This window comes from Bradyrhizobium sp. SZCCHNRI2009 (assembly GCF_032485115.1).
In the GTDB taxonomy this organism is placed as follows: Bacteria; Pseudomonadota; Alphaproteobacteria; order Rhizobiales; family Xanthobacteraceae; genus Bradyrhizobium.
This window is the reverse complement of sequence record NZ_JAUEUH010000001.1, coordinates 964,028-986,969: the sequence shown is the minus strand read 5'-3', so window position 1 is coordinate 986,969 and position 22,942 is coordinate 964,028. Positions and strand designations below refer to the sequence as shown.

Annotated in this window: 12 protein-coding genes; 1 reads left to right on the top strand and 11 read right to left on the bottom strand. The window is 64.6% G+C overall.

Annotation, left to right across the window (positions count from 1 at the left end):
* The first annotated feature begins 211 nt into the window (after positions 1 to 211).
* Positions 212 to 1,435: an NAD(P)/FAD-dependent oxidoreductase gene (locus QX041_RS04360; RefSeq protein WP_315714565.1), complete on the top strand. Its 1,224-nt coding sequence runs from the start codon at positions 212 to 214 to the stop codon at positions 1,433 to 1,435.
* On the opposite strand, the gene QX041_RS04355 is transcribed toward QX041_RS04360, so the two are convergent.
* From QX041_RS04355 to QX041_RS04305, 11 genes are all read right to left on the bottom strand, one after another.
* Positions 1,372 to 3,444: an ABC transporter ATP-binding protein gene (locus QX041_RS04355; RefSeq protein WP_315714566.1), complete on the bottom strand. Its 2,073-nt coding sequence runs from the start codon at positions 3,442 to 3,444 to the stop codon at positions 1,372 to 1,374. The two genes, QX041_RS04360 and QX041_RS04355, sit on opposite strands and share 64 nt — an antisense overlap.
* Before the next feature lie 238 nt (positions 3,445 to 3,682).
* Complete coding sequence (locus QX041_RS04350) at positions 3,683 to 5,746, bottom strand: FAD-dependent oxidoreductase (RefSeq protein WP_315714567.1); 2,064 nt, start codon at positions 5,744 to 5,746, stop codon at positions 3,683 to 3,685.
* A 338-nt stretch (positions 5,747 to 6,084) separates the two neighbouring features.
* On the bottom strand, positions 6,085 to 10,284 hold the full coding sequence (rpoC, locus tag QX041_RS04345) for a DNA-directed RNA polymerase subunit beta' (RefSeq protein WP_315714568.1): 4,200 nt from the start codon (positions 10,282 to 10,284) through the stop codon (positions 6,085 to 6,087).
* A 131-nt stretch (positions 10,285 to 10,415) separates the two neighbouring features.
* Positions 10,416 to 14,534: a DNA-directed RNA polymerase subunit beta gene (rpoB, locus tag QX041_RS04340; RefSeq protein ID WP_315714569.1), complete on the bottom strand. Its 4,119-nt coding sequence runs from the start codon at positions 14,532 to 14,534 to the stop codon at positions 10,416 to 10,418.
* A gap of 548 nt (positions 14,535 to 15,082) precedes the next feature.
* The gene (gene rplL, locus QX041_RS04335; RefSeq protein ID WP_172108050.1) at positions 15,083 to 15,460 is read right to left on the bottom strand and encodes a 50S ribosomal protein L7/L12; all 378 of its coding nucleotides are present in this window, start codon (positions 15,458 to 15,460) and stop codon (positions 15,083 to 15,085) included.
* 60 nt (positions 15,461 to 15,520) lie between these two features.
* On the bottom strand, positions 15,521 to 16,039 hold the full coding sequence (gene rplJ / locus QX041_RS04330; RefSeq protein WP_008963452.1) for a 50S ribosomal protein L10: 519 nt from the start codon (positions 16,037 to 16,039) through the stop codon (positions 15,521 to 15,523).
* A 714-nt stretch (positions 16,040 to 16,753) separates the two neighbouring features.
* Positions 16,754 to 17,401: an Isoquinoline 1-oxidoreductase subunit gene (locus QX041_RS04325; RefSeq protein ID WP_315714570.1), complete on the bottom strand. Its 648-nt coding sequence runs from the start codon at positions 17,399 to 17,401 to the stop codon at positions 16,754 to 16,756.
* Complete coding sequence (locus QX041_RS04320; protein WP_315749611.1) at positions 17,398 to 19,578, bottom strand: xanthine dehydrogenase family protein molybdopterin-binding subunit; 2,181 nt, start codon at positions 19,576 to 19,578, stop codon at positions 17,398 to 17,400. The genes QX041_RS04325 and QX041_RS04320 overlap by 4 nt, the downstream gene beginning before the upstream one ends.
* 2 nt (positions 19,579 to 19,580) lie before the next feature.
* Positions 19,581 to 20,045: a (2Fe-2S)-binding protein gene (locus tag QX041_RS04315; RefSeq protein WP_315714572.1), complete on the bottom strand. Its 465-nt coding sequence runs from the start codon at positions 20,043 to 20,045 to the stop codon at positions 19,581 to 19,583.
* Positions 20,046 to 20,209: 164 nt separating this feature from the next.
* A complete protein-coding gene (locus QX041_RS04310; protein ID WP_316164567.1) occupies positions 20,210 to 21,160 on the bottom strand; it encodes a 2-hydroxyacid dehydrogenase in 951 nt (316 codons plus the stop codon).
* Between the two features lie 35 nt (positions 21,161 to 21,195).
* Positions 21,196 to 22,908, bottom strand: a complete 1,713-nt coding sequence (locus QX041_RS04305; protein WP_316164566.1) for a bifunctional protein-serine/threonine kinase/phosphatase — start codon at positions 22,906 to 22,908, stop codon at positions 21,196 to 21,198.
* Positions 22,909 to 22,942: the final 34 nt, after the last annotated feature.

Sequence of the window (22,942 nt, the reverse complement as noted above, 5' to 3'; positions counted from 1 at the left end):
CAAGCAAAACGACGCCGCAGGACGCGCAAAGAAGCGCTTCTGGCCGCTGCGGTTTCCGGTCCCGACAGGGCCCCCGCCGTCCGAGGTATCTGCAGACCGCACAGCCCTGCGAGTGCAGGCGCCTCTCCAGCCCGGGACATGTCCAGAAACATCGAAGATAAGGCTTTTTTCGGCTTTGGCCGACAAGGATGGCGCCGCGACGAGGCGCCTGGTGACAGAATATACCGACATTGCGATCATTGGCGGCGGCCTGAGCGGCTCGATCACGGCCGCCATGCTCGGAATGGCCGGCATCCCCGCGATTCTCGTCGATCCCCACGCGGTATCCCCGCCCGACTTTCGAATCGAGAAGATCTCCGGTGCCGAGCAGATCGGCCGATTCCGTCGCACCGGGATCGCCGACAAGGCGTTGACCCAAGCCACCCTGGCCCCGGAGAACTGGATCGCCCGATTCGGCTACGTGCTCGAACGGGCTCAGGTCCAGCAATACGGCATTCCGTATGATGCGCTCGTGACGGCGGTGCGCGACCAGATCCCAGGCGCTGTGACGCGAATCGTCGCCAAGGCCGTAGCGATCACGCCAACCGAGGATCGCCAGTCGGTCGTGCTGTCCAACGGGCAGACGATCTCCGCCCGCCTCGTCGTGCTCGCCAACGGGCTGAACGTCGGGCTGCGGCACATGCTGGGAATCACCCGCACGATCACCAGCCCCGCCCATTCGATCTCGATCGGGTTCGACCTGACGCCGGTCGGCCGTTCCGCCTTCCCATTCCCGGCCATGACCTATTTCCAGGAACGAGCCAAGGCGCGGGTGCCCTACATCACCCTGTTCCCGATCGGCGAGCGCATGCGGGCGAACCTGTTCGCCTACCGCGAGGTCGATGATCCCTGGCTTCGGGCGATCCGCCGCAACCCGGTCGAAACGCTGGCCGCCGCCCTGCCCGGCCTGCGGCGGATCACGGGCGAGTACGCCGTGAGCGGCGAGGTGCGGGTCCGGCCCGCCGATCTCACCATCAACAGCGGGTACCGCATGCCGGGTGTCGTGCTCGTCGGCGACGCCTTCTGCACCACCTGCCCCGTCACCGGCACCGGTTCCGACAAGGTGTTCACCGATGTCGAGCGCCTCTGCAACGTCCACATTCCGCGCTGGCTGGCGACTGACGGCATGGGCGAGGCCAAGATCGCGGCCTTCTATGCGGACCCGGTCAAGACGGCCTGCGATGCGTGGTCGCTCGAGAAGGCATGGAATTTCCGATCGGTCTCGATCGGGGCCAGCCCCTATTGGCAGGCGCAACGCTGGGCGCGCTTTGCCGTCTCGCTCGGCCGCGGGGTTCGGCAGCGGCTGACGAAGACCAATGCGCCGCTCAACGTCTATTCCTCGTCATCATCCTCCTCGTCGTCGTCCTCCTCGTCATCGCTGTCGTCGTCGGCCTGATCCTGCCGGCTCGGCTGATGGCCCTGGTCATCCCAGAGCTTGCGATAGGTCCCATTCTTCGCCAAGAGCTCCGCGTGGCTGCCGCGCTCGATCGCCCGGCCGCCGGAGATGACGATGATCTCGTCCATCTCGACCACCGAGGTCAGGCGGTGGGTCGACCAGATCATGGTGCGGCCCTTGGCGACCTTGAGCAGGGTGCGGTTGATCGCGGCTTCCGTGGTCTGGTCCAGCGCCGAAGTGGCCTCGTCGAGCAGCAGCACGGACGGGTTGCGGATGATGGCGCGGGCGATCGCGATGCGCTGGCGCTGTCCACCGGACAGCGTGTCGCCGCGCTCGCCGACGATGGTATCGTATTTCTGCGGCAGGCTCATGATGTAGCGGTGGATCTCGGCCTTCTTGGCCGCCTCCTCCACCTCCGCGTCGGTGGCGCCCTCCTTGCCGAGCCGGATGTTCTCCCGCAGCGACATGTTGAACAGCATGTTGTCCTGGAACACCACGGCCATGCTGCCGCGCAGCGAATCGCGCGTCACCTTGCGGATGTCGACGCCGTCGATGGTGACGCGGCCTTCATCGGGTACGTAGAGCCGCAGGATCAGGTTGAGCAGCGTGCTCTTGCCCGAGCCCGACGGACCGACGATCGCGATCCGCTTGCCGACGTCGAGCTTGAGGCTCAGATTGTCGAGCACCGGCGTCTCGCTGCCCTCGTACTGGAAGGTCACGCGCTCGAAGGTGATGTCGTGGCTGATGCGGGGCAGATCCGGCGCGCCCGGCCGGTCGGCGCCGCGGGTCGGCTCGTCCAACAGCTCCTGCATGTGCCGGATCGCGGCCGCCGAGGAGATCGACACCGGCACGAAATGCATGACATGGGCGATGTTGTAGGACACCTCCCAGAATGCGCTCTCGAAGGTGACGAAGGTGCCGATCGTGATCTGGCCCTTGGTGGCGAGATAGGCGCCGAGAGCGAGCACGACGAGATGCAGCAGCAGCACGGAGATCGTGACGGTGCGCTCGACCATGGTCGACAGGAACATCGCATCGGCCATCTTGCGCCGCGCCGCGTCGTTGCGGAAGCTGAACCAGCCGAATACCTTGCGGTGGAGGCTGAAGGCCTTGATGACGGCTTGCGCCGCGATGTTCTCCTGGATCACGCCGAGCAGCGACGCTTCGTTCAGTTTCTGCTCGTAATTGGCCTGAACCGCCTTCGGCGTCAGGATACGCGGGCCGATCAGGGTGATCGGAAACACCAGCAGCGCGATCGCAGCGAGCTGCCAGTTCAGGAACAGCATCAGAATGATGCCCGCAATCAGCTCGAGGAACGGCAGCACAGCGCTGTTGGCGAAACTCTTCACGACGTTCTCGAACGCCGACATGTCGACCGAGAAGCGCGACAGGATCTCGCCGCGCTTGGTACGCTGGAAATAGGCGGCCGGCAGGTTCTGCACGTGATCGAACAGACGGGTGCGAACGTCCGAGATGACGCAGGCCGCGAGCCGCGCATCCCAGCGCTCGTAGAGCACGGCAATGATCGAGGTGAAGATGCCCGCAGCGGCGAGCACGCCGAGGATGCGATAGAGCGCCTCGAAATCCTCTTCGCCGAGCGCATCGTCGATCAGGAACTTGAGGCTGAGCGGCATGATGACGTTGAACAGCGTCTCGATCAGGACGCCGATCGACACGAAAGCCAGCATCTTCTTGTATCTGGCGAGCAGCGGCGAGACGAAGCCGTAGATGGTTGCAAGCGCACCTGCGGCCTCGCGGGCCGTGTAGACGACGAGATCCTCGTCGTCGTCATCATCGTCGAGGTCGAGGCCGGCCTCTTCACCGTCCTCCTCGTCATCGTCCTCATCGTCGCCGACGACGTCAGCCGTCTCTGTCGCCGACGTCTTCGCTGTTCCGGGTTTTGGAACGGCAGGCACGGCCGCCGCCGGCCCCCGCTTGTCCAAATCATCGGCAGGATCAGCTGCCGTTGCGGACGTCTGATTTCGCGGCGGTGAAGATTTGGGCGCCATTCAACGAACCGATCCTGCACGGCCAGTATGACCGTAACGGATTAAAGCGGCTCGGCTTTACCACCTGTGTCCGCCTGCCGCCAGCATTCTCGCCATACGGTGCCGCACCCGCCGCGACCAAGACGCGGCCCTGTCACGCAACCAGCACGGTCACAAGCGCCGCGGACGCAAGACAGCATCGAGATGCCGGTCAACGCCCGCGGCCCTGCCTCGAAGTGCCGGCGGCTGTGCCGCGAGCCTAGTCTTCGTCCTCGACCTTGTCGAAGAACGAATAGCGCAGGCTGTCGGCGTCGGCGTACCACTGGCCGGGCCCCTTGTTGGCCGCGAGCGTCGCTGCCCACACCTCGTCGGTGCAATCGCGGCGGTGCATGGCCAGATCGAACCCGTTGCCGAAGAACAGCTCCGACCACTCCCACCAGGTGCCGAGCTTCTTGACCCCGCGCAGCAGGTCGTAGCGGTCGACCAGCGCCGGAGCCATGTCCGAGGTGATCGAGCCGAACACGAGGCCGGTCTTGACGACGCGGTTGAGCTCGCGGATCGCGCGCGCAACCTGCTTGTCACCGAGATGGCAGAGGCTGGTCTCGAACACGAAATCGAACTCACCGGTCTTGAATGGCATATCGGTGATCGAGCCGAGCTTGTTGTATTTCCTCAGCGCCTTCGGCGTCTTGCCATGGATGTAGCGGTTGTTCTCGATGCCCCAGGCATCGATGCCGCGCTCGCGGAGCGCTCCCACCAGTTCACCGCTCGCGGAGCCGGCGACCAGGAGCTTGTAGCCTTTGCCCTTGCCGGCCCGGTTCCAAACGATCTTGATCAGGCTGGTCAGATAGTCCGGATCGGTGAACTGCGACCACGCTTCGCTGTACGGCCCCTGCCCGCGATAATTGTCGAAATAGTCACGGTCGATCTTGTCGGACAGCGGCGTTTCGGCCTGCGAGCGGGCGCGGCGCAGCCGCATCATTTCGGTCAGGATGATGTCGGTGGCGGCGTCCGACGAATCGAGCAGCCCGTTCAGGGTCGAGTCGAACAGGTAGTCCCCGACCACGACGATGCCGGGGTGCTCCTTCGGCTCAGGCCGGTGATTGGTCATGACGTCGCGTACCGGCAGACCGCCGGGCAGCGCGTTGACGGACGACAGCCAGCGGTGGATCTTGCCTTCCATGAAGTGTGCGCGCGCGTCGCCGAGCGCCGCAGGGAGCGACTTCAGCGCGGCATCGATCAGCTCCTGGTCCGAGAGGTTGGCGAAGGCGAGCGCATCCGAGCCCGCGATCAGCCAGTTGAGCACGCCGTGCTTGCCGACATCGTGGCGCGAGCCCTCGTTGTAGATGCAGCAGCCGCCGAACGCCTCCGACATGAACCAGGAGCCCGGAATCTTCTCGCCCCAGAACGGCTCGTCGAACAGGATCGAGACGCGCAGATAATGCGCGGGACGATCGAAATAGGCGATGTGCTTGACCATGGACTGGCGCAGCTTCTCGCCCTCCCAGCCGACCGTCGACAGCCAGGAATGCGGCAGGCACACCAGGACGAGATCGAACTCGCGCGTCTCCGGCCCCTTGCCGTTCATCATGTTGAGCCGGTAGCGACCCGCCTCGGTCTTGCCGATGCGGAGCACGCGATGATTGAGCTGGATGTCGGCATCGACCTCGGAGCGCAGGCACTCGATCAGTTGCTCGTTGCCGTTCTGAATCGAGTACAGGCCGATATAGTCGTCGATATCCATGACGAAGTTCTTGAGCGCATTGAGGCCGTTGGTGTTGTGGGCCTCGGTCGCGAGGTCGGAGCGCGACATCACCTTGAAGAAGCGCTTGGCCGTGGGATCCTCGACCTCCTCGTCGAGCAGCTCTTCGCAGGTCTTGTAGGCCCAGGGGTGCTCGTTATCGTGGGCGCCGACGCCCTCGTAATATTCGACCGGCGACATCACGTCGGTACAACGCTTGCGGAACGCCTCGACCGCAGCGGCCGTCTTCGGGCCGTATTTGCGGCGCAGCCCCGGCACGTCGTCGAGCAGCTCGCCGTCGAGTTGCACCTGCAGCGCATCCATCGGAATCGTCTGCAGCCCGAAATGCTGGATCAGCTCGCGCAGCGGATCAGGGCCGGTCATCGAGTAGTCGTAGATTTCTGCGACACCAGCCTCATACATCGCCGGTGCGGTATCGAACTTGCGCGTCACGATCTTGCCGCCGAGCCGGTCGGATGCCTCGTAGATCGTCACCTTGCAGAGATCGCCGAGTTTGCGCCTCAGATACCAGGCGCTCATCAGGCCACCCGGACCGCCACCAACAATCGCAAGGTCAAGCATCGAAGTTCCGCCATCTCCGGCTGTCAGCGACGTTGCCGGTCGTCCATACAGGGGTCCTGCCACCCTCGGGGCTCGATCGGCCATAGCGTAACCGGCCCGCAAAAGATTTGCGCCGGAGCAAATCGGCGCATCGCCACGGGAATCGACGGAAATCAGCTCAGCGGATCTGATGCTTCCAAAAGCGCCTCTGTCCCTGAAGGGAAGATGAACAACGGGGCAGCAGCGCGGCAACAGGAGAAGAAAATGTCAAAAAAAGGCCGGCAAACGCCGGCCTTTTCTACGCGCGATGAACGCACGGCAGACCCCGACACCGTCGGGGTCATGCCGCAACCGTCCGTTTACTCCGCCGGCGGCAGCGCGAGCGGCTGAGGCTCGGGCTGCGCCGGCACGATCGCCGCCTGCTTCTCGCGCTCGTCGAGAATCAGCTTGTCGCGCTTCAAAGCGACTTCGCGGATGCGGGCCATCGAGGCGCCGGTGCCGGCCGGGATCAGGCGTCCTACGATGACGTTCTCCTTGAGACCCTCGAGTGGATCGATCTTGCCGTTGACCGCCGCCTCGGTGAGGACGCGGGTGGTCTCCTGGAACGAGGCCGCCGAGAAGAACGACCGGGTCTGCAGGCTCGCCTTGGTGATGCCGAGCAGAACCGGAGTGCCTGTGGCCGGCTTCTTCGCCTCCTCCACGGCCTTCGCGTTCAGCAGGTCGAACTCGATCTTGTCGACCTGTTCGCCCGAGATCATGTCGGTATCGCCCTGGTCGGTGATCTCCACCTTCTGCAGCATCTGGCGGACAATCACCTCGATGTGCTTGTCGTTGATGAGCACGCCCTGCAGCCGGTAGACCTCCTGGATCTCGTTGACCAGATAGGCCGCGAGCTCCTCGATGCCCTTGATCGCCAGGATGTCGTGCGGCGCCGGGTTGCCTTCGACGATGAAGTCGCCCTTCTCGACGATGTCGCCATCCTGCAGATGGATGTGCTTGCCCTTCGGGATCAGGTACTCGCGCGGCTCCTCGGTCTTGTCGACCGGCTCGATCGAGATGCGACGCTTGTTCTTGTAGTCGCGACCGAACCGGATGGTGCCGGCGATCTCGGCGATGATCGCGGCATCCTTCGGCTTACGCGCTTCGAACAGCTCCGCCACCCGCGGCAGACCGCCGGTGATGTCGCGCGTCTTGGCGCTTTCCGTCGAGATACGCGCGAGGATGTCGCCCGGCTTCACCGTCGAGCCGACGTCGACCGACAGAATCGCGTCGACCGACAGCATGTAGCGGGCATCGCCGCCGCGGGCGAGCTTGAGCACCTTGCCGTCCTTGCCCTTGATCACGATGGCCGGACGCAGATCCGCGCCACCGCGCGTTCCACGCCAGTCGATGACCACGCGCTTGGCGATACCGGTGGACTCGTCGAGCGTTTCCGAGATCGACAGACCCTCGGTCAGATCCTCGAACCCGATCGTACCCTCGGCTTCCGTGAGGATCGGACGGGTGTAAGGGTCCCACTCGGCGATGCGCTGGCCGCGCTTGATCATGTCGCCGTCGTCGACATGCATGCGCGCGCCGTACTGGATGCGGTGCGTCGCACGCTCGGTGCCGTCGGGGTCGACGATCGTCACGACCATGTTGCGGACCATCGCGATCAGATGACCCTCGCTGTTGCGGGCGATCGCCTTGTTCTTGATGACCACCTTGCCTTCGAAGTTCGATTCCACGAAGGACTGCTCGTTCAGCTGCGCCGCACCACCGATGTGGAAAGTGCGCATCGTCAGCTGGGTGCCGGGCTCACCGATCGACTGCGCGGCGATGACGCCGACGGCCTCACCGTGGTTGACCGGCGTGCCGCGCGCCAGATCGCGGCCGTAGCACATCTTGCAGATGCCGTTGACCAGCTCGCAGGTCAGCGCCGAGCGGATCTTCACCTCCTGCACGCCAGCCTGCTGGATGGCGTCGATGTGGCTCTCCTCCATCAAGGTGCCGGCCTTGACCAGCACCGCGTTGGTCGCGGGATCGCGCACGTCGTCGCAGGGCACGCGGCCCAGGATGCGCGAGCCGAGCGAGGCCACGACCGTGCCGGCATCGACGATGGCGCGCATCTTGATGCCGAGATGGGTGCCGCAATCGTCCTGCGTGATGATGCAGTCCTGCGCGACGTCGACCAGACGACGGGTCAGGTAGCCCGAGTTCGCGGTCTTCAACGCGGTGTCCGCGAGACCCTTGCGGGCGCCGTGGGTCGAGTTGAAGTACTCGAGAACCGAGAGACCTTCCTTGAAGTTCGAGATGATCGGCGTCTCGATGATCTCACCCGACGGCTTGGCCATCAGGCCGCGCATGCCGGCGAGCTGACGCATCTGGGCCGGCGAACCGCGGGCACCGGAATGCGACATCATGTAGATCGAGTTGATGTCGGCATCCGCCCCCGTCGCCGTCTTCTTGGTGACGGAGATCTCCTTCATCATCTCCTTGGCGATCTCTTCGCTGGCCTTCGACCAGGCGTCGACGACCTTGTTGTACTTCTCGCCGTGGGTGATCAGACCGTCATTGTATTGCTGCTCGAAATCCTTCGCCAGCGTACGGGTGGTGTCGACGATCTTCCACTTGCCCGCCGGCACGACCATGTCGTCCTTGCCGAACGAAATGCCCGCCTTGAAGGCGTTGTAGAAGCCGAGCGCCATGATCCGGTCGCAGAAGATCACCGTCTCCTTCTGGCCGCAGTGACGATAGACCTGATCGATCACGCCCGAGATCTCGCGCTTGGTCATCAGCTTGTTGATGACCTCGAACGTGACGCGCGGATGCTTCGGCAGGAGATTGCCGAGCATGACGCGGCCCGCGGTGGTTTCGATCCAGCGCTTGGCGATCTTGCCGGTCTCGTCCATGCCCTCCCAGCGATACTTGATCTTGCTGTGGAGATGGATGGCCTTGGCGTGCAGCGCATGCTCGAGCTCGGCCATGTTGCCGAACGCCATGCCCTGGCCGGGCATGCCCTCGCGCATGATCGAGACGTAGTAGAGGCCGAGCACGATGTCCTGCGACGGCACGATGATCGGCTGACCGTTGGCCGGATGCAGGATGTTGTTGGTCGACATCATCAGGACGCGCGCTTCCAGCTGCGCTTCGAGCGACAGCGGAACGTGCACGGCCATCTGGTCGCCATCGAAGTCGGCGTTGAAGGCCGAGCAGACCAGCGGATGGAGCTGGATCGCCTTGCCCTCGATCAGCACCGGCTCGAACGCCTGGATGCCGAGGCGATGCAGCGTCGGCGCGCGGTTCAGGAGCACCGGATGCTCGCGGATGACCTCGTCCAGGATGTCCCAGACCTCCGGACGCTCCTTCTCGACCAGCTTCTTGGCCTGCTTGACCGTCGTCGACAGGCCCTTGGCGTCGAGCCGCGAATAGATGAACGGCTTGAACAGCTCGAGCGCCATCTTCTTCGGCAGGCCGCACTGGTGCAGGCGCAGCTCGGGACCGACCACGATGACCGAACGGCCGGAGTAGTCGACGCGCTTGCCGAGCAGGTTCTGACGGAAGCGACCCTGCTTGCCCTTGAGCATGTCGGCGAGCGACTTCAGCGGACGCTTGTTGGCGCCGGTGATGACGCGGCCGCGGCGGCCGTTGTCAAACAGCGCATCCACCGCCTCCTGAAGCATGCGCTTCTCGTTGCGGATGATGATGTCGGGCGCGCGCAGCTCCATCAGCCGCTTCAGGCGGTTGTTGCGGTTGATGACGCGGCGATAGAGGTCGTTGAGGTCGGAGGTCGCGAAACGGCCGCCGTCGAGCGGCACCAGCGGGCGGAGGTCCGGCGGGATCACCGGAACCACGGTCATGATCATCCATTCCGGTTTGTTGCCGGAGTGGCGGAACGCCTCGACGATCTTCAGGCGCTTCGCGAGCTTCTTGTGCTTGATGTCGGAGTCGGTCTCCTGCATCTCCGCACGCAGCGTCTGCTCGAGCTTCTCCAGCTCGAGGCCGCGCAAGAGCTCACGGATGGCCTCGGCGCCGATCATGGCGGTGAAGCTGTCCTGGCCGTATTCGTCCTGCGCCTTGAGGTACTCGTCCTCGGACAGCAGCTGACGGTCCTTGAGCGCGGTCAGACCCGGCTCGAGAACGACGTAATATTCGAAGTACAGGATCCGCTCGAGATCCTTCAGCGTCATGTCGAGCAGCAGGCCGATGCGCGAGGGCAGCGACTTCAGGAACCAGATGTGCGCGACGGGAGCGGCGAGCTCGATATGGCCCATGCGCTCGCGCCGGACGCGCGACAGGGTCACCTCCACCGAGCACTTCTCGCAGATGATGCCCTTGTACTTCATCCGCTTGTACTTGCCGCACAGGCACTCGTAGTCCTTGATCGGCCCGAAGATGCGGGCGCAGAACAGGCCGTCGCGCTCGGGCTTGAAGGTACGGTAGTTGATCGTTTCCGGCTTCTTGATCTCGCCATAGGACCAGGACAGAATCTTCTCCGGAGACGCAATCGAGATCCGGATCTGGTCGAAGACCTGAGCCGGCGTCGTCGGATTGAAGAGATTCATAATTTCTTGGTTCATCGTATTCTCCTCGCGGGCCGATCGGGGGTCGGCCGCAAATTCGAAAATCTCTCAACGGGCGCCTTGTCCTGACCCGCGGGGGAAGGCGCCGGCACCCGGCCGTCCGAGACGGCCGGGCATGACCTCTTGAACTACTCGGCGGCTTCCGACGTCGGCGCCGGTCCGAGCTTGGAGTTGTGCAGGTCGACGTTGAGGCCGAGCGAGCGCATTTCCTTGACCAGCACGTTGAACGATTCCGGAATACCGGCCTCGAACGTGTCGTCGCCGCGCACGATCGCCTCGTAGACCTTGGTGCGGCCGGCGACGTCGTCCGACTTCACCGTCAGCATCTCCTGCAGCGTGTAGGCCGCGCCGTAGGCTTCGAGCGCCCACACCTCCATTTCGCCGAAACGCTGGCCGCCGAACTGGGCCTTGCCGCCCAGCGGCTGCTGGGTGACCAGCGAGTACGGGCCGATCGAACGCGCATGGATCTTGTCGTCGACCAGATGGTGCAGCTTCAGCATGTAGATGTAGCCGACCGTCACCTTGCGATCGAACGCATCGCCGGTGCGGCCGTCATAGACCGTCGACTGACCGGATGCGTCGAGGCCGGCGAGCTTCAACATCTCCTCGATGTCGGCCTCCTTGGCGCCGTCGAACACCGGCGTGGCGATCGGCACGCCGCGGCTCAGATTGTGACCAAGCTCGATCAACTCGTTGTCGTTGAGCGACTTGATGGTCTCGTCATCGCCGTAGATCCGCTTCAAGGTCTCCTTCAGCGGCTTGACGTCCTGCTTCGACAGGTAGGCATCGACCGTCTGGGCGATGCGCTTGCCGAGGCCGGCGCAGGCCCAGCCGAGATGGGTCTCGAGGATCTGCCCGACGTTCATGCGCGAGGGCACGCCGAGCGGGTTCAGCACGATGTCCGCATGGGTGCCGTCCTCGAGGAACGGCATGTCCTCGATCGGCACGATCTTGGACACGACGCCCTTGTTGCCGTGACGGCCCGCCATCTTGTCGCCCGGCTGGATCTTGCGCTTCACGGCGACGAAGACCTTGACCATCTTCATCACGCCGGGCGGCAGCTCGTCGCCACGCTGCAGCTTCTCGACCTTGTCGAGGAAGCGCTGTTCCAGCCCCTTCTTCGACTCGTCGTACTGCTTCCGCATGGCCTCGATCTCGGCCATCAGCTTGTCGTTCGGCGAGGCGAACAGCCACCACTGCGACTTCGGATACTCGTCGAGCACCGCACGCGTGATCTTGGTGTCCTTCTTGAAGCCCTTCGGCCCCGAGATGCCCTGGCGGCCGTCCAGCATGTCGGCGAGACGGCTGTAGACGTTGCGGTCCAGGATCGCCTGCTCGTCGTCACGGTCCTTGGCCAGACGCTCGATCTCTTCCCGCTCGATCGCCAGCGCACGCTCGTCCTTGTCGACGCCGTGACGGTTGAAGACGCGGACCTCGACGATCGTGCCCTGCACACCCGGCGGCACCCGCAGCGAGGTGTCGCGAACGTCGGAAGCCTTCTCGCCGAAGATGGCGCGCAAGAGCTTTTCTTCCGGCGTCATCGGGCTCTCGCCCTTCGGCGTGATCTTGCCGACCAGGATGTCGCCGGCGCGCACTTCCGCGCCGATATAGACGATGCCGGCTTCGTCGAGGTTCTTCAGCGCCTCTTCCGACACGTTCGGAATGTCGCGCGTGATTTCCTCCGGACCCAGCTTGGTGTCGCGGGCCATCACCTCGAATTCCTCGATGTGGATCGAGGTGAAGACGTCCTCCTTCACGATCCGCTCGGAGAGCAGGATGGAGTCCTCGAAGTTGTAGCCGTTCCACGGCATGAACGCGACCAGCACGTTGCGGCCGAGCGCGAGCTCGCCGAGATCGGTCGACGGACCGTCAGCGATGATGTCGCCCTTCTTGACGATGTCGCCGACCTTCACCAGCGGACGCTGGTTGATGCAGGTCGACTGGTTCGAGCGCTGGTACTTCATCAGCCGGTAGATATCGACGCCCGACTTGGTCGGATCGAGATCTTCCGTGGCGCGGATGACGACGCGGGTGGCGTCGATCTGGTCGATCACGCCCGAGCGGCGCGCCGCGATCGCGGCGCCCGAGTCACGGGCAACCACGCCTTCCATGCCGGTGCCGACGAACGGCGCCTCGGCGCGAACCAGCGGCACCGCCTGGCGCTGCATGTTCGAGCCCATCAGCGCGCGGTTGGCGTCGTCGTTCTCGAGGAACGGGATCAAGGCCGCGGCAACCGAAACCAGCTGCTTCGGCGACACGTCCATGTAGTCGACCTTGTCGGGCGTCATCGGCACGACTTCGCCGGCATGACGGCAGACCACGAGGTCCTCGGTGAAGCGGCCCTTGGCATCGAGCGGCACGTTGGCCTGCGCGACGCGGTAGCGCCCCTCCTCCATGGCGGACAGATACACCACCTCGTCGGTGACGCGGCCGTCCTTGACCTTGCGGTACGGCGTCTCGACGAAGCCATACTTGTTGACGCGGGCGAACGTCGCCAGCGAGTTGATCAGGCCGATGTTCGGACCTTCCGGCGTCTCGATCGGGCAGATGCGGCCGTAATGCGTCGGATGCACGTCGCGCACCTCGAAGCCGGCGCGCTCGCGCGTCAGACCGCCCGGTCCAAGCGCTGACAGGCGGCGCTTGTGGGTGATCTCCGACAGCGGGTTGGTCTGGTCCATGAACTGCGACAGCTGCGACGAACCGAAGAACTCGCGCACCGCGGCCGCGGCAGGCTTGGCGTTGATCAGGTCCTGCGGCATCACGGTGTCGATGTCGACGCTCGACATGCGCTCCTTGATGGCGCGCTCCATGCGCAAGAGACCGATGCGGTACTGGTTCTCCATCAGCTCGCCGACCGAGCGGACGCGGCGATTGCCGAGATGGTCGATGTCGTCGATCTCGCCCTTGCCGTCGCGCAGGTCGACCAGGGTCTTGATGACCGCCAGGATGTCTTCCTTGCGCAGAGTGCGCTGGGTGTCCGGCGCATCGAGCTCGAGGCGCATGTTCATCTTGACGCGGCCGACCGCGGAGAGGTCGTAGCGCTCGGCATCGAAGAACAGCGACTGGAACATCGCCTGCGCCGAATCGAGCGTCGGCGGCTCGCCCGGACGCATCACGCGGTAGATGTCGAACAACGCGTCCTCACGCGTCATGTTCTTGTCGGCCGACAGCGTATTGCGGATGTAGGGGCCGACATTGACGTGGTCGATGTCGAGCAGCGGCAGGTCCTTGTAGCCCTGCTCGTTCAGCACCTTGAACAGCTTGTCGGTGATCTCCTCGCCGGCCTCGGCATAGATCTCGCCGGTCTTCGGGTTGACGAGATCCTCGGCAATGTAGTTGCCGAGCAGCTCCTCGTCCGACATGCGCAGCGCCTTCAGCCCCTTCTCCTGGAGCTGGCGGGCGGCGCGGACGGTGAGCTTCTTGCCGGCCTCGAGCACGACCTTGCCGGTGTCGGCGTCGATCAAGTCGTTGACGGTCGAATAGCCGCGGAAGCGGTTGGCGTCGAACGGAACGCGCCAGCCTTCCTTGATGCGCTTGTAGATCAGCTTCTTGTAGAAGGTCGACAGAATCTGCTCGCCATCGAGGCCGAGCGCGAACATCAGCGAGGTCACCGGCAGCTTGCGGCGACGGTCGATGCGCGCGAACACGATGTCCTTGGCGTCGAACTCGATGTCGAGCCAGGAGCCGCGATACGGGATGACGCGGGCGGCGAACAGCAGCTTGCCCGACGAGTGGGTCTTGCCCTTGTCGTGGTCGAAGAACACGCCCGGCGAACGGTGCATCTGCGAGACGATGACGCGCTCGGTGCCGTTGACGATGAAGGTGCCGTTCATGGTCATGAGCGGAATGTCGCCCATGTACACGTCCTGCTCCTTGATGTCCTTGACCGACTTCGCGCCGGTCTCCTCGTCGATATCGAACACGATGAGGCGCAAGGTCACCTTGAGCGGCGCAGCGAAGGTCATGCCACGCTGACGGCACTCGTCGACGTCATATTTCGGCGGCTCGAACTCGTAGCGGACGAACTCCAGCATCGAGGTGCCGGAGAAGTCGGAGATCGGGAATACCGAGCGGAACACCGCCTGCAGGCCCTCATCCGGCCGGCCACCCGTGGGCTCGTCCACCATCAGGAACTGGTCGTAGGACGCCTTCTGAACCTCGATGAGGTTCGGCATCTCCGCGACTTCCTTGATGTGTCCAAAGAACTTGCGAACGCGTTTGCGACCGGTGAATGTCTGCTGCGCCATCGTGGCCTCTCATTTCGTCGCCCGGAGGGGCGAACCTTCCGAAACAGCGGCTGCCACCGCCCCTTCGGGTTGAATTTCGATCCATTTCGAGGATCTGAGGCCCAGAGCCGGAACGGAAATGTCCCAGATCTGTTCTTCAGACCAGCAAAACGCAAAACGACGCGCGAGGCGCGAGGACGCACCCGCTCGTCACAACCATCTCGTCACGGACTGCAAAAGCCCGAAATTGCCTATCTCCCAACGGCTTACGGACGGAGACGCCACTCCACCGATCAACCGGCTTTTCGTGCTGCCGACCCAATATGGGTTGACAATAATCGAGATTCGAGAGCGAAGCCCCTAAATCTCCACACTTTTCCGTGTTCGGCCCACAACGGACGGTTCCGTTGCACGCCTTTTGCAGTGATTCCGAGCCGCGCCCAATACCCCTGCAAAACTCCTTGTCCACATGATGACCGGGCGATGTTACCACCCGATCATCATAATCTGTCGAAAGCCCCCGACCTGCCCATGGCAGCCCGGGGACTTCGTTCGCGCAATCGAAGCGATTACTTGAGCTCGATCTTGGCGCCGGCCTTCTCGAGCTGAGCCTTGATCTTCTCGGCCTCGTCCTTGTTGACGCCTTCCTTGACCGGCTTCGGAGCGCCCTCGACCAGGTCCTTGGCTTCCTTCAGGCCCAGGCCGGTGATGGCGCGGACTTCCTTGATGACCTCGATCTTCTTGTCGCCGGCCGAAGCCAGGACAACGGTGAACTCGGTCTTCTCTTCCGCCGGAGCGGCAGCGGCGCCACCAGCGCCCGGAGCGGCGACGGCCACGGCGGCCGCGGCGGACACGCCCCACTTCTCTTCCAGGAGCTTCGCGAGCTCAGCAGCCTCGAGAACGGTGAGGGCCGAGAGGTCGTCGACGATCTTCTGCAGGTCAGCCATTGATGTAGTCCTTTAGTGTGGTTCGGTTCGAAACCAGGTTGTGAGTGTTTGCGAAGGGCGTCAGGCCGCTTCGCCCTTTGAGGCATGAGCCTGAATGACGCGCGCGACCTTGGCCGCGGGAGCGTTGGCGAGCTGGGCCAGCTTGGTCGCCGGAGCCTGGATCAGGCCGACGAGCTTGCCGCGCAGTTCGTCCAGCGACGGCAGCGAGGCCAGAGCCTTCACGCTGTCGACATTCAGGACGGTTGAGCCCATCGAGCCGCCGAGAATGACGAACTTTTCGTTCGCCTTGGCGAATTCGATGGCAACCTTGGGCGCCGCGACAGGATCGTTCGAAGTTGCGATCACGGTCGGCCCCTTCAACAGGGGACCGATGCCGACGACGTCCGTGCCTTCAAGAGCAATTTTGGCGAGACGGTTCTTCGAGACCTTCACCGACGCACCAGCCTGCTTCATCTGCTTGCGCAGGTTCTGCATCTGAGCCACGGTGAGGCCGGAATAGTGAGCGACGACGGCAACGCCCGTGGTCTTGAAGACCTCGTGCAGCTGCTCGACCGCCTCTTTTTTTGCCGCTCGTTCCACAGCAAGCTCTCTCCGGTTGGCGGCCTTCGCCCGAAAGCGGGACCGCCGGGTTGCACCCGCCATCCCACCAAACCTGACCTCCGGACGGAAGAACCCGAGGACACGAAAGGCAAAACGGCGATGAATAGCCTGCCCTTCCGAAAGCCCTGAGAGCCCGCGGAGTGTCGAGGTTCGAACCAAACCTGCATGCCACCACGACAAAGGCAGTGGACACGCCGAAATCCGGTCTTCACCCGTCTATGCAGGCTGGATGATTAAGCCATTGAGGAAACTGGATTTCCGCGCCGGCGCCTGCAGTCTCGGACAGGATTCGGAGTGATCGGCGAACCGACCTCCCCTGCGGCATTCGAGAGCAGAAAGATCCTTCTTCCTTCCGAGAAATCCCAACGGATATCCTCAAAAGGAATGCTGGCTCCTCTCAACTTTCGGAATGCGCGCACAGGCGCGCCAGCAACAGCCGGCCCGCCTGGAAGCCGGTTCTTTAACGGGTCCATTGCGACTTGCCAAGACCCCAAGAGCAAAAATCGCACCAGTTGGGCCATGCCGTCGAGCCGGGTGGGAGCCCCCCGTCGCCCGGATGAGCGACAGCCGGCGCGCGGGACGCGCGTCGGCGATAGCGACATGCGGGGTCTCACGTGCTCTGCCGGAAAACCCGGATGTCGCTGCGCTCATCAGGGCCGAGGGGCATTGCACGCGCAGGGGCGCAATCCCGCCTCAGCCCTTCGGACAGGCCGCTCCGGCGTCGGCCCAGGCCTTGATCAGCTCGCCGAACTGCTTCTGGGTTCCCGGGGCCGGGGTCCGCCCAGCTCCCGGATTCCAGCCCCAGCCGACCAGCTCATCCTCAGCCATATGGTGAATCAGCTGCGCCATGGTCTTGCCGCCGTTGCGATTTGGATCCTTGATCTGTGCGCAGATCTGGCCGAGCGACTTGCCCTGCCAAGCCATCTCGATCGGGGCCAGCTGCCACTTGGGATTACCGGGCACGCGCGCCGCGTCGAAATTGGCCTCGTGGTGGCAGGTCGTGCAGGCGAGCCCGCCGGGGGCACCCATGCCGGCCTCGCCGCGGACCACCAGCGGCTGATGCGGAATCATCCTGTCGGTCTGGGTCGGCCGGTCGCCGGCCGGGTGGCAGTTCATGCATCGCGGCGACTGCAGCACCTTGCCGGCCTCTTCGAACAGCGCCACGGCGCGCTCGTCCTTGCTCTTGATCCTGGCGAAGTCCGCCACCGGCTTGAGCCCGCCGGCGACGTGCGTGGCCTCGGGCGCCGCATCGGCGCGCCGCAGTGCCGGCAGGGCTACGATCGCAACCGCAGCCAGGCTGCCAGCGAGCAGCGCCATCGTCGCCGTTCTGAACGGGCTCATGCGGTGTCTCCCGGCCGGATCGGCAGTTGGGTCGGGCGCGGCAGACCCAGCCTGGCCATGGCGTTGGCGACGGCAGGTCCCAGCGGCGGCACGCCGGGCTCGCCGACTCCCGAGGGTTTCTCGGTCGACGGCACGATCGCAACCTCGATCTGCGGCATCTCGTGGATGCGCAGCGAGCGGTAGGTGTCGAAATTGCCCGACACCGGTCGTCCCTCGTCGAGCGGCTGCTGCGCATAGAGGATGTGGCCGAGCGCAAAGCCGATGCCGCCCTCCATCTGGGCGCGGATGATGTCGGGATTGACTGCGACGCCGCAGTCGACAGCGCACCACACCTTGTGCACGACCGGTCCGTCGGCCCCCATCGACAGCTCGACCACCTGGGCGACGTAGGTGTTGAAGCTCTCGACCACGGCAACGCCGCGGGCGCGGCCCGCCTCGAGCTTGGCGCCCTTCCAGTCCGCGAGCTCGGCGACCGCCTTGAGCACACCGGCGTGACGCGGCTTGTCGGCCATCATCGCCAGTCGTCCCTCCACAGGATCCTGGCCGGCGGCTTCGAGCAACTGATCGACGAACGCCTCGACGGCGTAGCCAGTATGGGTGTGGCCGACCGAGCGCCACCACAGCACGGGCACGCCGACATCGACCTGATGCAGGTCGCAGCGGAAATTCGGCACCTGGTAAGGGATCTCGTTGGAGCCCTCATAGGCCGTCGAATCGAGGCCGTTCTTCATGGTCATCGCCTCAAACGGCGAGCCCTTCATGATCGACTGCCCGACGATCGTATCCGACCACGCCACGATCTTGCCGTCGCGGACCACACCGCGCATTCGGTGCAGGCTGAATGGTCGGTAGTAGCCGCCGCGCATGTCATCCTCACGGGTCCACACCAGCTTGACCGGACGTCCCGGCCCGATCGCCTTGGCGACCTGCGCCAGCTCCATGGCGACGTGGGTCGACTGCTGCGCCCGCCGGCCGAAGCTGCCGCCGGCGAGAATCGTCTTGAGATCGACTTTGGCGATGTCGAGCCCAAGCACCTGCGCGATCACGGCGTGATCAGGCGTCGGAAACTGGCTGCCATAGCGCGCCGAGGCGGTATCGCCCTTCCAGTGAATGAAGGCGTTGATTGGCTCCATCGGCGCATGGGCCAGATAGGGAAAGACGAACTCGGTCTCGATCAGCTTGCCGCCCTTGGCGATCTCGGCGTCAACGTCGCCCTCCTGCTTCACCAGGGCGCCCTGCTTCTTCGCACGGGCGCGAAACTCCTCCAGCAGTTGCGCCGTGCCGCGCGTCTCCGCCTTGCTGTCGTCCCAGGTGATCTTGAGAAGGTCACGTGCCGTCTTCGCCGGCCAGAACCCCTCGGCATAGACGGCTACACCGTTCGGCACCTCCTTGACGTCGACCACTCCCGACACGGCCTTGGCCGCCGACGCGTCGAACGACGCCACCGTGCCGCCGAACCGCGGCGAGCGCGCCACCAGAACGGTCAACGTCCCCGGATCCTTGATGTCGAGCGTGTACTCGGCCGAGCCGTTCGACTTCGCCACGCTGTCGAGCCGGGTCACCGCGCCTTCCTTGCCGATCAGCTTGAAGGCGGAGGGATCCTTGAGCTGCGGGTTCGCCGGCACCGGCTGCTGCATCGCCTTGGCGGCCAGCGCGCCGAAGCCGCTCTGCTTGCCGGACGGATGCTTGATGAGGCCCTTCTCGACCGTGATCTCCTCGGCCGGGACCTTCCATTCGTCGGCGGCCGCGGCCACCAGCATCGCGCGCGCGGCGGCGCCGACCTTGCGCATCTGCTCGTAGGAATTGGCGATTGCGCTGGAGCCGCCGGTACCCTGCACCCCGAACAGCAGGTTTTTGTAGAGCACCGGATTCGAGGGCGCATGATCGGCGCGCATCTGCGACCAATCGGCATCGAGCTCCTCGGCCACCAGCGTGGCCATGCCGGTGAACGGGCCCTGCCCGAACTCGATGTGCTTGCAGAGAACGGTGACAGTGTCGTCCTGGCCGATCACAAGGAACGTGTTGGGCGCAATGTTCACGGACTTCGCCGCGTCTTGCGCGTAAGCGACACCATTGCGGGCGACATAGGTGGCGAGCGCCAGCCCCGCTCCCGCCTTCAGCAGCGAGCGGCGGGACAATGTCGGAGCGGACGTGGCGGGCTTCATATGCACATTCATGATCAGCCCTCCAACGTCTTGGCTGCGGTATGGATGGCAGCGCGGATGCGCACATAGGTGGCGCAGCGGCAGATGTTGCCGTTCATCGCGAGATCGATGTCCTCATCGGTCGGCTTGGGATTAAGGCCGAGCAGCGCGACCGCGCTCATGATCTGGCCGGACTGGCAGTAGCCGCATTGGGGCACGTCGAGTGCCGCCCAGGCCTTCTGCACGGCCGCACCTTCCTTGCCGCTCAGCCCTTCGATGGTGGTGATCTCGCTCTTGCCCACCGCCGACACCGGCAGCGAGCAGGAGCGAACGCTCTGGCCGTCGAGATGCACGGTGCAGGCACCGCACTGCGCCACGCCGCATCCGTATTTGGTGCCGGTCAGCCCGGCATTGTCCCGGATCGCCCATAACAAGGGCGTATTCGGGTCGACGTCGATCTGATGCTCGCGCCCGTTGATCTTGAGGGTGAACGCCGCCATGCCGCTCTCCTGAATTGCAGGAGAGGAACTTAGAAGCGTTTGAAAATCACTCGCAATTCACAGAGGCGTGCAGTGCGTCAGAATATTCCTGCACCACGCGTGGAACTTATCTGCGGTCTGCGCGTTTGGCGTTGCGGTGCTGGGGGAGCGCCATCTGCGCTTGCCTATCCGACCCGAAACGGCAGTGGCTCCCCTGCAAAGAACGCCGTGAGATTGGCCACCACGCATTCCTGCATCGCCACGTGAGACTCGCGGGTGTTGCCGCCGATATGCGGCGTGACCACCACGTTCTGCAACGACGTCAGCCCATCCGGGGCGTACGGCTCGGTTTCGAATACGTCGAGCCCGGCGCCAGCGATGATGCCGTCCTTCAGCGCTACCAGCAGCGCCCCTTCGTCGATCACGGAGCCACGCGAGATGTTGACGACATGGCCATCGGGCCCGATCTTCTTCAGGAGATCGGCATCGACGACGTGCGTGGTCTCCGCGCCGGCGCGGACCGCGATCATCAGCACGGTGCACCATTCGGCCAAGGCATCAAGGCTTGGAAAATACTGATACGGCAGATCGTCGTGGCGCGTGCGGCTGAAATAGCCGACCTCGGTCTCGAAAGCGGCGACGCGCGCGGCGATCTTGCGGCCGATTTCGCCCATCCCGTAGACGCCGACCTTGCAGCCGGACAGACCGGGCGGCGGCTTCAACAGCGGCGACGGCCGGGCCTCCACCCAGCCACCGGTGCGCACATAGGAATCCGCCGCCGTCAACCGCCGCACGCTCGCCAGCATCAGCATGAGCGCGATATCGGCGACCGCTGCAGCGTTCGCGCCGGGACTATGGCCGACCACGATATTGCGCGCCGCGGCCGCCTTCAGGTCGACGCCATCATAGCCCGTGCCGTAACAGACGATGGCCCCGAGCGCCGGCAGCCGGTCCATGTCGTCGGCCCCCAGAGGCGTGCCGCCGGCTGTGATCAGGGCGCGGATCTGCGCAACCTCCGCCGCCGGAAACACCTCGTGCGCCGGCGTGCCGCCGCTGTCGAGCAGCTCGAAGCGATCGGCGAAGCGCTGGGTCAGCGACTTCGGCAGGCGGGAATAGATCAGGACCTTCTCGGGCATCGGGATTACCTATTCGGGCGGTCGCACGTCGCCACTCAGTGTCGCGTCAGCAGGCTCAGCAGAATGATGATGATGATGAATTGAAGCGCGCAGAGCATCCTCCAGAACAACAGCGGATTGCGGTCGTGAAGCGAGCGACGCTTGGCGATCGCCGGACCCGCCCATGACGCACCGTTCTCCAACTCGTGGGCGAATTCGATGGCATCACCGTAACGCTGTGCAGGATCGACGTTCAACGCCTTTCCGATCACGGCGTCGAGCCAGGCCGGCAGTTCCGGCCGGTAGCGTGAAATCGGCACCGGTTTGCCGAAGCGCGGGCGCGAGAACGGCTCGATCTCGCCGAACGGATAAGAGCGCGTGAACATGCGGTAGACGGTGACGCCGAGGGCGAACAGGTCGGACGCTTCGTCACCCGGCTTACCGGCGAACAGCTCCGGCGCCATGTAGCTCGGGGTCCCCGGAATATCCTCGGCCGGAAAGTCCTCGAACCGCGGCACGCGCGCGACCCCGAGATCGATCAGGCGCAAGCCGCCGTTCTCGAGCAGGATCACGTTGTCCGGCTTGATGTCGCGATGGATGATGCCGGCCCGGTGCAACGCCACCACCGCGCGCACGAGCTTGGTCGCGATCGCGGTGCCCTCCGCAAGCGACAATCGGGGCGGCCGGTTCAGACGCTGCTCGAGCGTCTCCCCCGCGTAGAATGGCATTGCCGAATAGAGCCGGGTCTGGCGCTCGACAGGAAGCTCGATGATCTCGCCGATCCAGATGCTCCGCACACGCGCGGCGACCCAGGCTTCGCGAATGAACGCCAGGCGGAACGAACCTTCGCTCGCGACGCGCGGATGCGGAAATTTCAGGACGACCTCCCGGTCACCCTGCCCCGCGTCGATCGCCTTGAACAGCCGGGAGTAGCGGCCATCGGAAAGGATATCGCCAAGCCGGAATCCGTCGATCACATCACCGGGCGAAGGCAGCTCGCCGATCGGCAGGGACGAGATCGAACCGGTGAGCTCGTCGCGGTCGGCCGGCGGAAGATCGACGACGTCGAGCACCAGCGCCGTCGAATTGTCGTTGCTGCCGGCCGCAAGGGCGGCGGCGACGATTCCCCGCGCGGAATCCTCCGGGGGAGTCCGTTCGGCCAGGATCTCCTGAAGGCGCGAATCCGGCAGGATGCCGTGGATCCCGTCGCTGCAGATCAAAAACCGGTCGTGCTGACGCATGCCGAGCGTCGTGTAGTCGAAGCGGGCGAACTGCTCGAAACCGATGCCCCGGTTGAGGACGTGGGCAAGGTCAGCGCGGCCCGCGACATGGTCGGTCGTCAGACGCTCGAGGCGCCCTTCGCTGAGGCGATAGACGCGAGTGTCCCCGACGTGGACGACGTGGCAGGTTCGCCGCGACAGCACCACCGCGGAGAAGGCGCAGCTCATTCCATGCAACTCGGGGTCGACGCGGCCCTGCGCATGGATCCAGCTATTGATGGCTTCCAGCGCACGCGCGGCTCGGCTTCGCACGCCCGCCGTCTCGGGCAGAGAATGATAGGCATCGATGAAGCCGCGGACGGCGAGCTCCGCCGCCTCGCGCCCACCCTTGTGGCCGCCGACGCCGTCGGCGACGGCGGCGACGATATCGCGATCCGTCGCCCCCTGCAGGCCAAGGCGGGCGCCGACGTAATCCTCATTGTTCGGTCGCTTGCCGGTCTCGCTAGCGAAGCCGACGCGAACCTGAAGATTGCGATGCGCGCCGGCCACGCCTGAACACCTTGCCTATGGAGCGACGGCGCGT

Excerpts from the sequence above, each read along its gene's own strand:
- QX041_RS04355 (WP_315714566.1), bottom strand. The coding sequence starts at position 3,444 with ATGGCGCCCAAATCTTCACCGCCGCGAAATCAGACGTCCGCAACGGCA.
- QX041_RS04350 (WP_315714567.1), bottom strand. The coding sequence starts at position 5,746 with ATGCTTGACCTTGCGATTGTTGGTGGCGGTCCGGGTGGCCTGATGAGC.
- rpoC (WP_315714568.1), bottom strand. The coding sequence starts at position 10,284 with ATGAACCAAGAAATTATGAATCTCTTCAATCCGACGACGCCGGCTCAG.
- rpoB (WP_315714569.1), bottom strand. The coding sequence starts at position 14,534 with ATGGCGCAGCAGACATTCACCGGTCGCAAACGCGTTCGCAAGTTCTTT.
- rplL (WP_172108050.1), bottom strand. The coding sequence starts at position 15,460 with ATGGCTGACCTGCAGAAGATCGTCGACGACCTCTCGGCCCTCACCGTT.
- QX041_RS04325 (WP_315714570.1), bottom strand. The coding sequence starts at position 17,401 with ATGAGCCCGTTCAGAACGGCGACGATGGCGCTGCTCGCTGGCAGCCTG.
- QX041_RS04320 (WP_315749611.1), bottom strand. The coding sequence starts at position 19,578 with ATGAATGTGCATATGAAGCCCGCCACGTCCGCTCCGACATTGTCCCGC.
- QX041_RS04315 (WP_315714572.1), bottom strand. The coding sequence starts at position 20,045 with ATGGCGGCGTTCACCCTCAAGATCAACGGGCGCGAGCATCAGATCGAC.
- QX041_RS04310 (WP_316164567.1), bottom strand. The coding sequence starts at position 21,160 with ATGCCCGAGAAGGTCCTGATCTATTCCCGCCTGCCGAAGTCGCTGACC.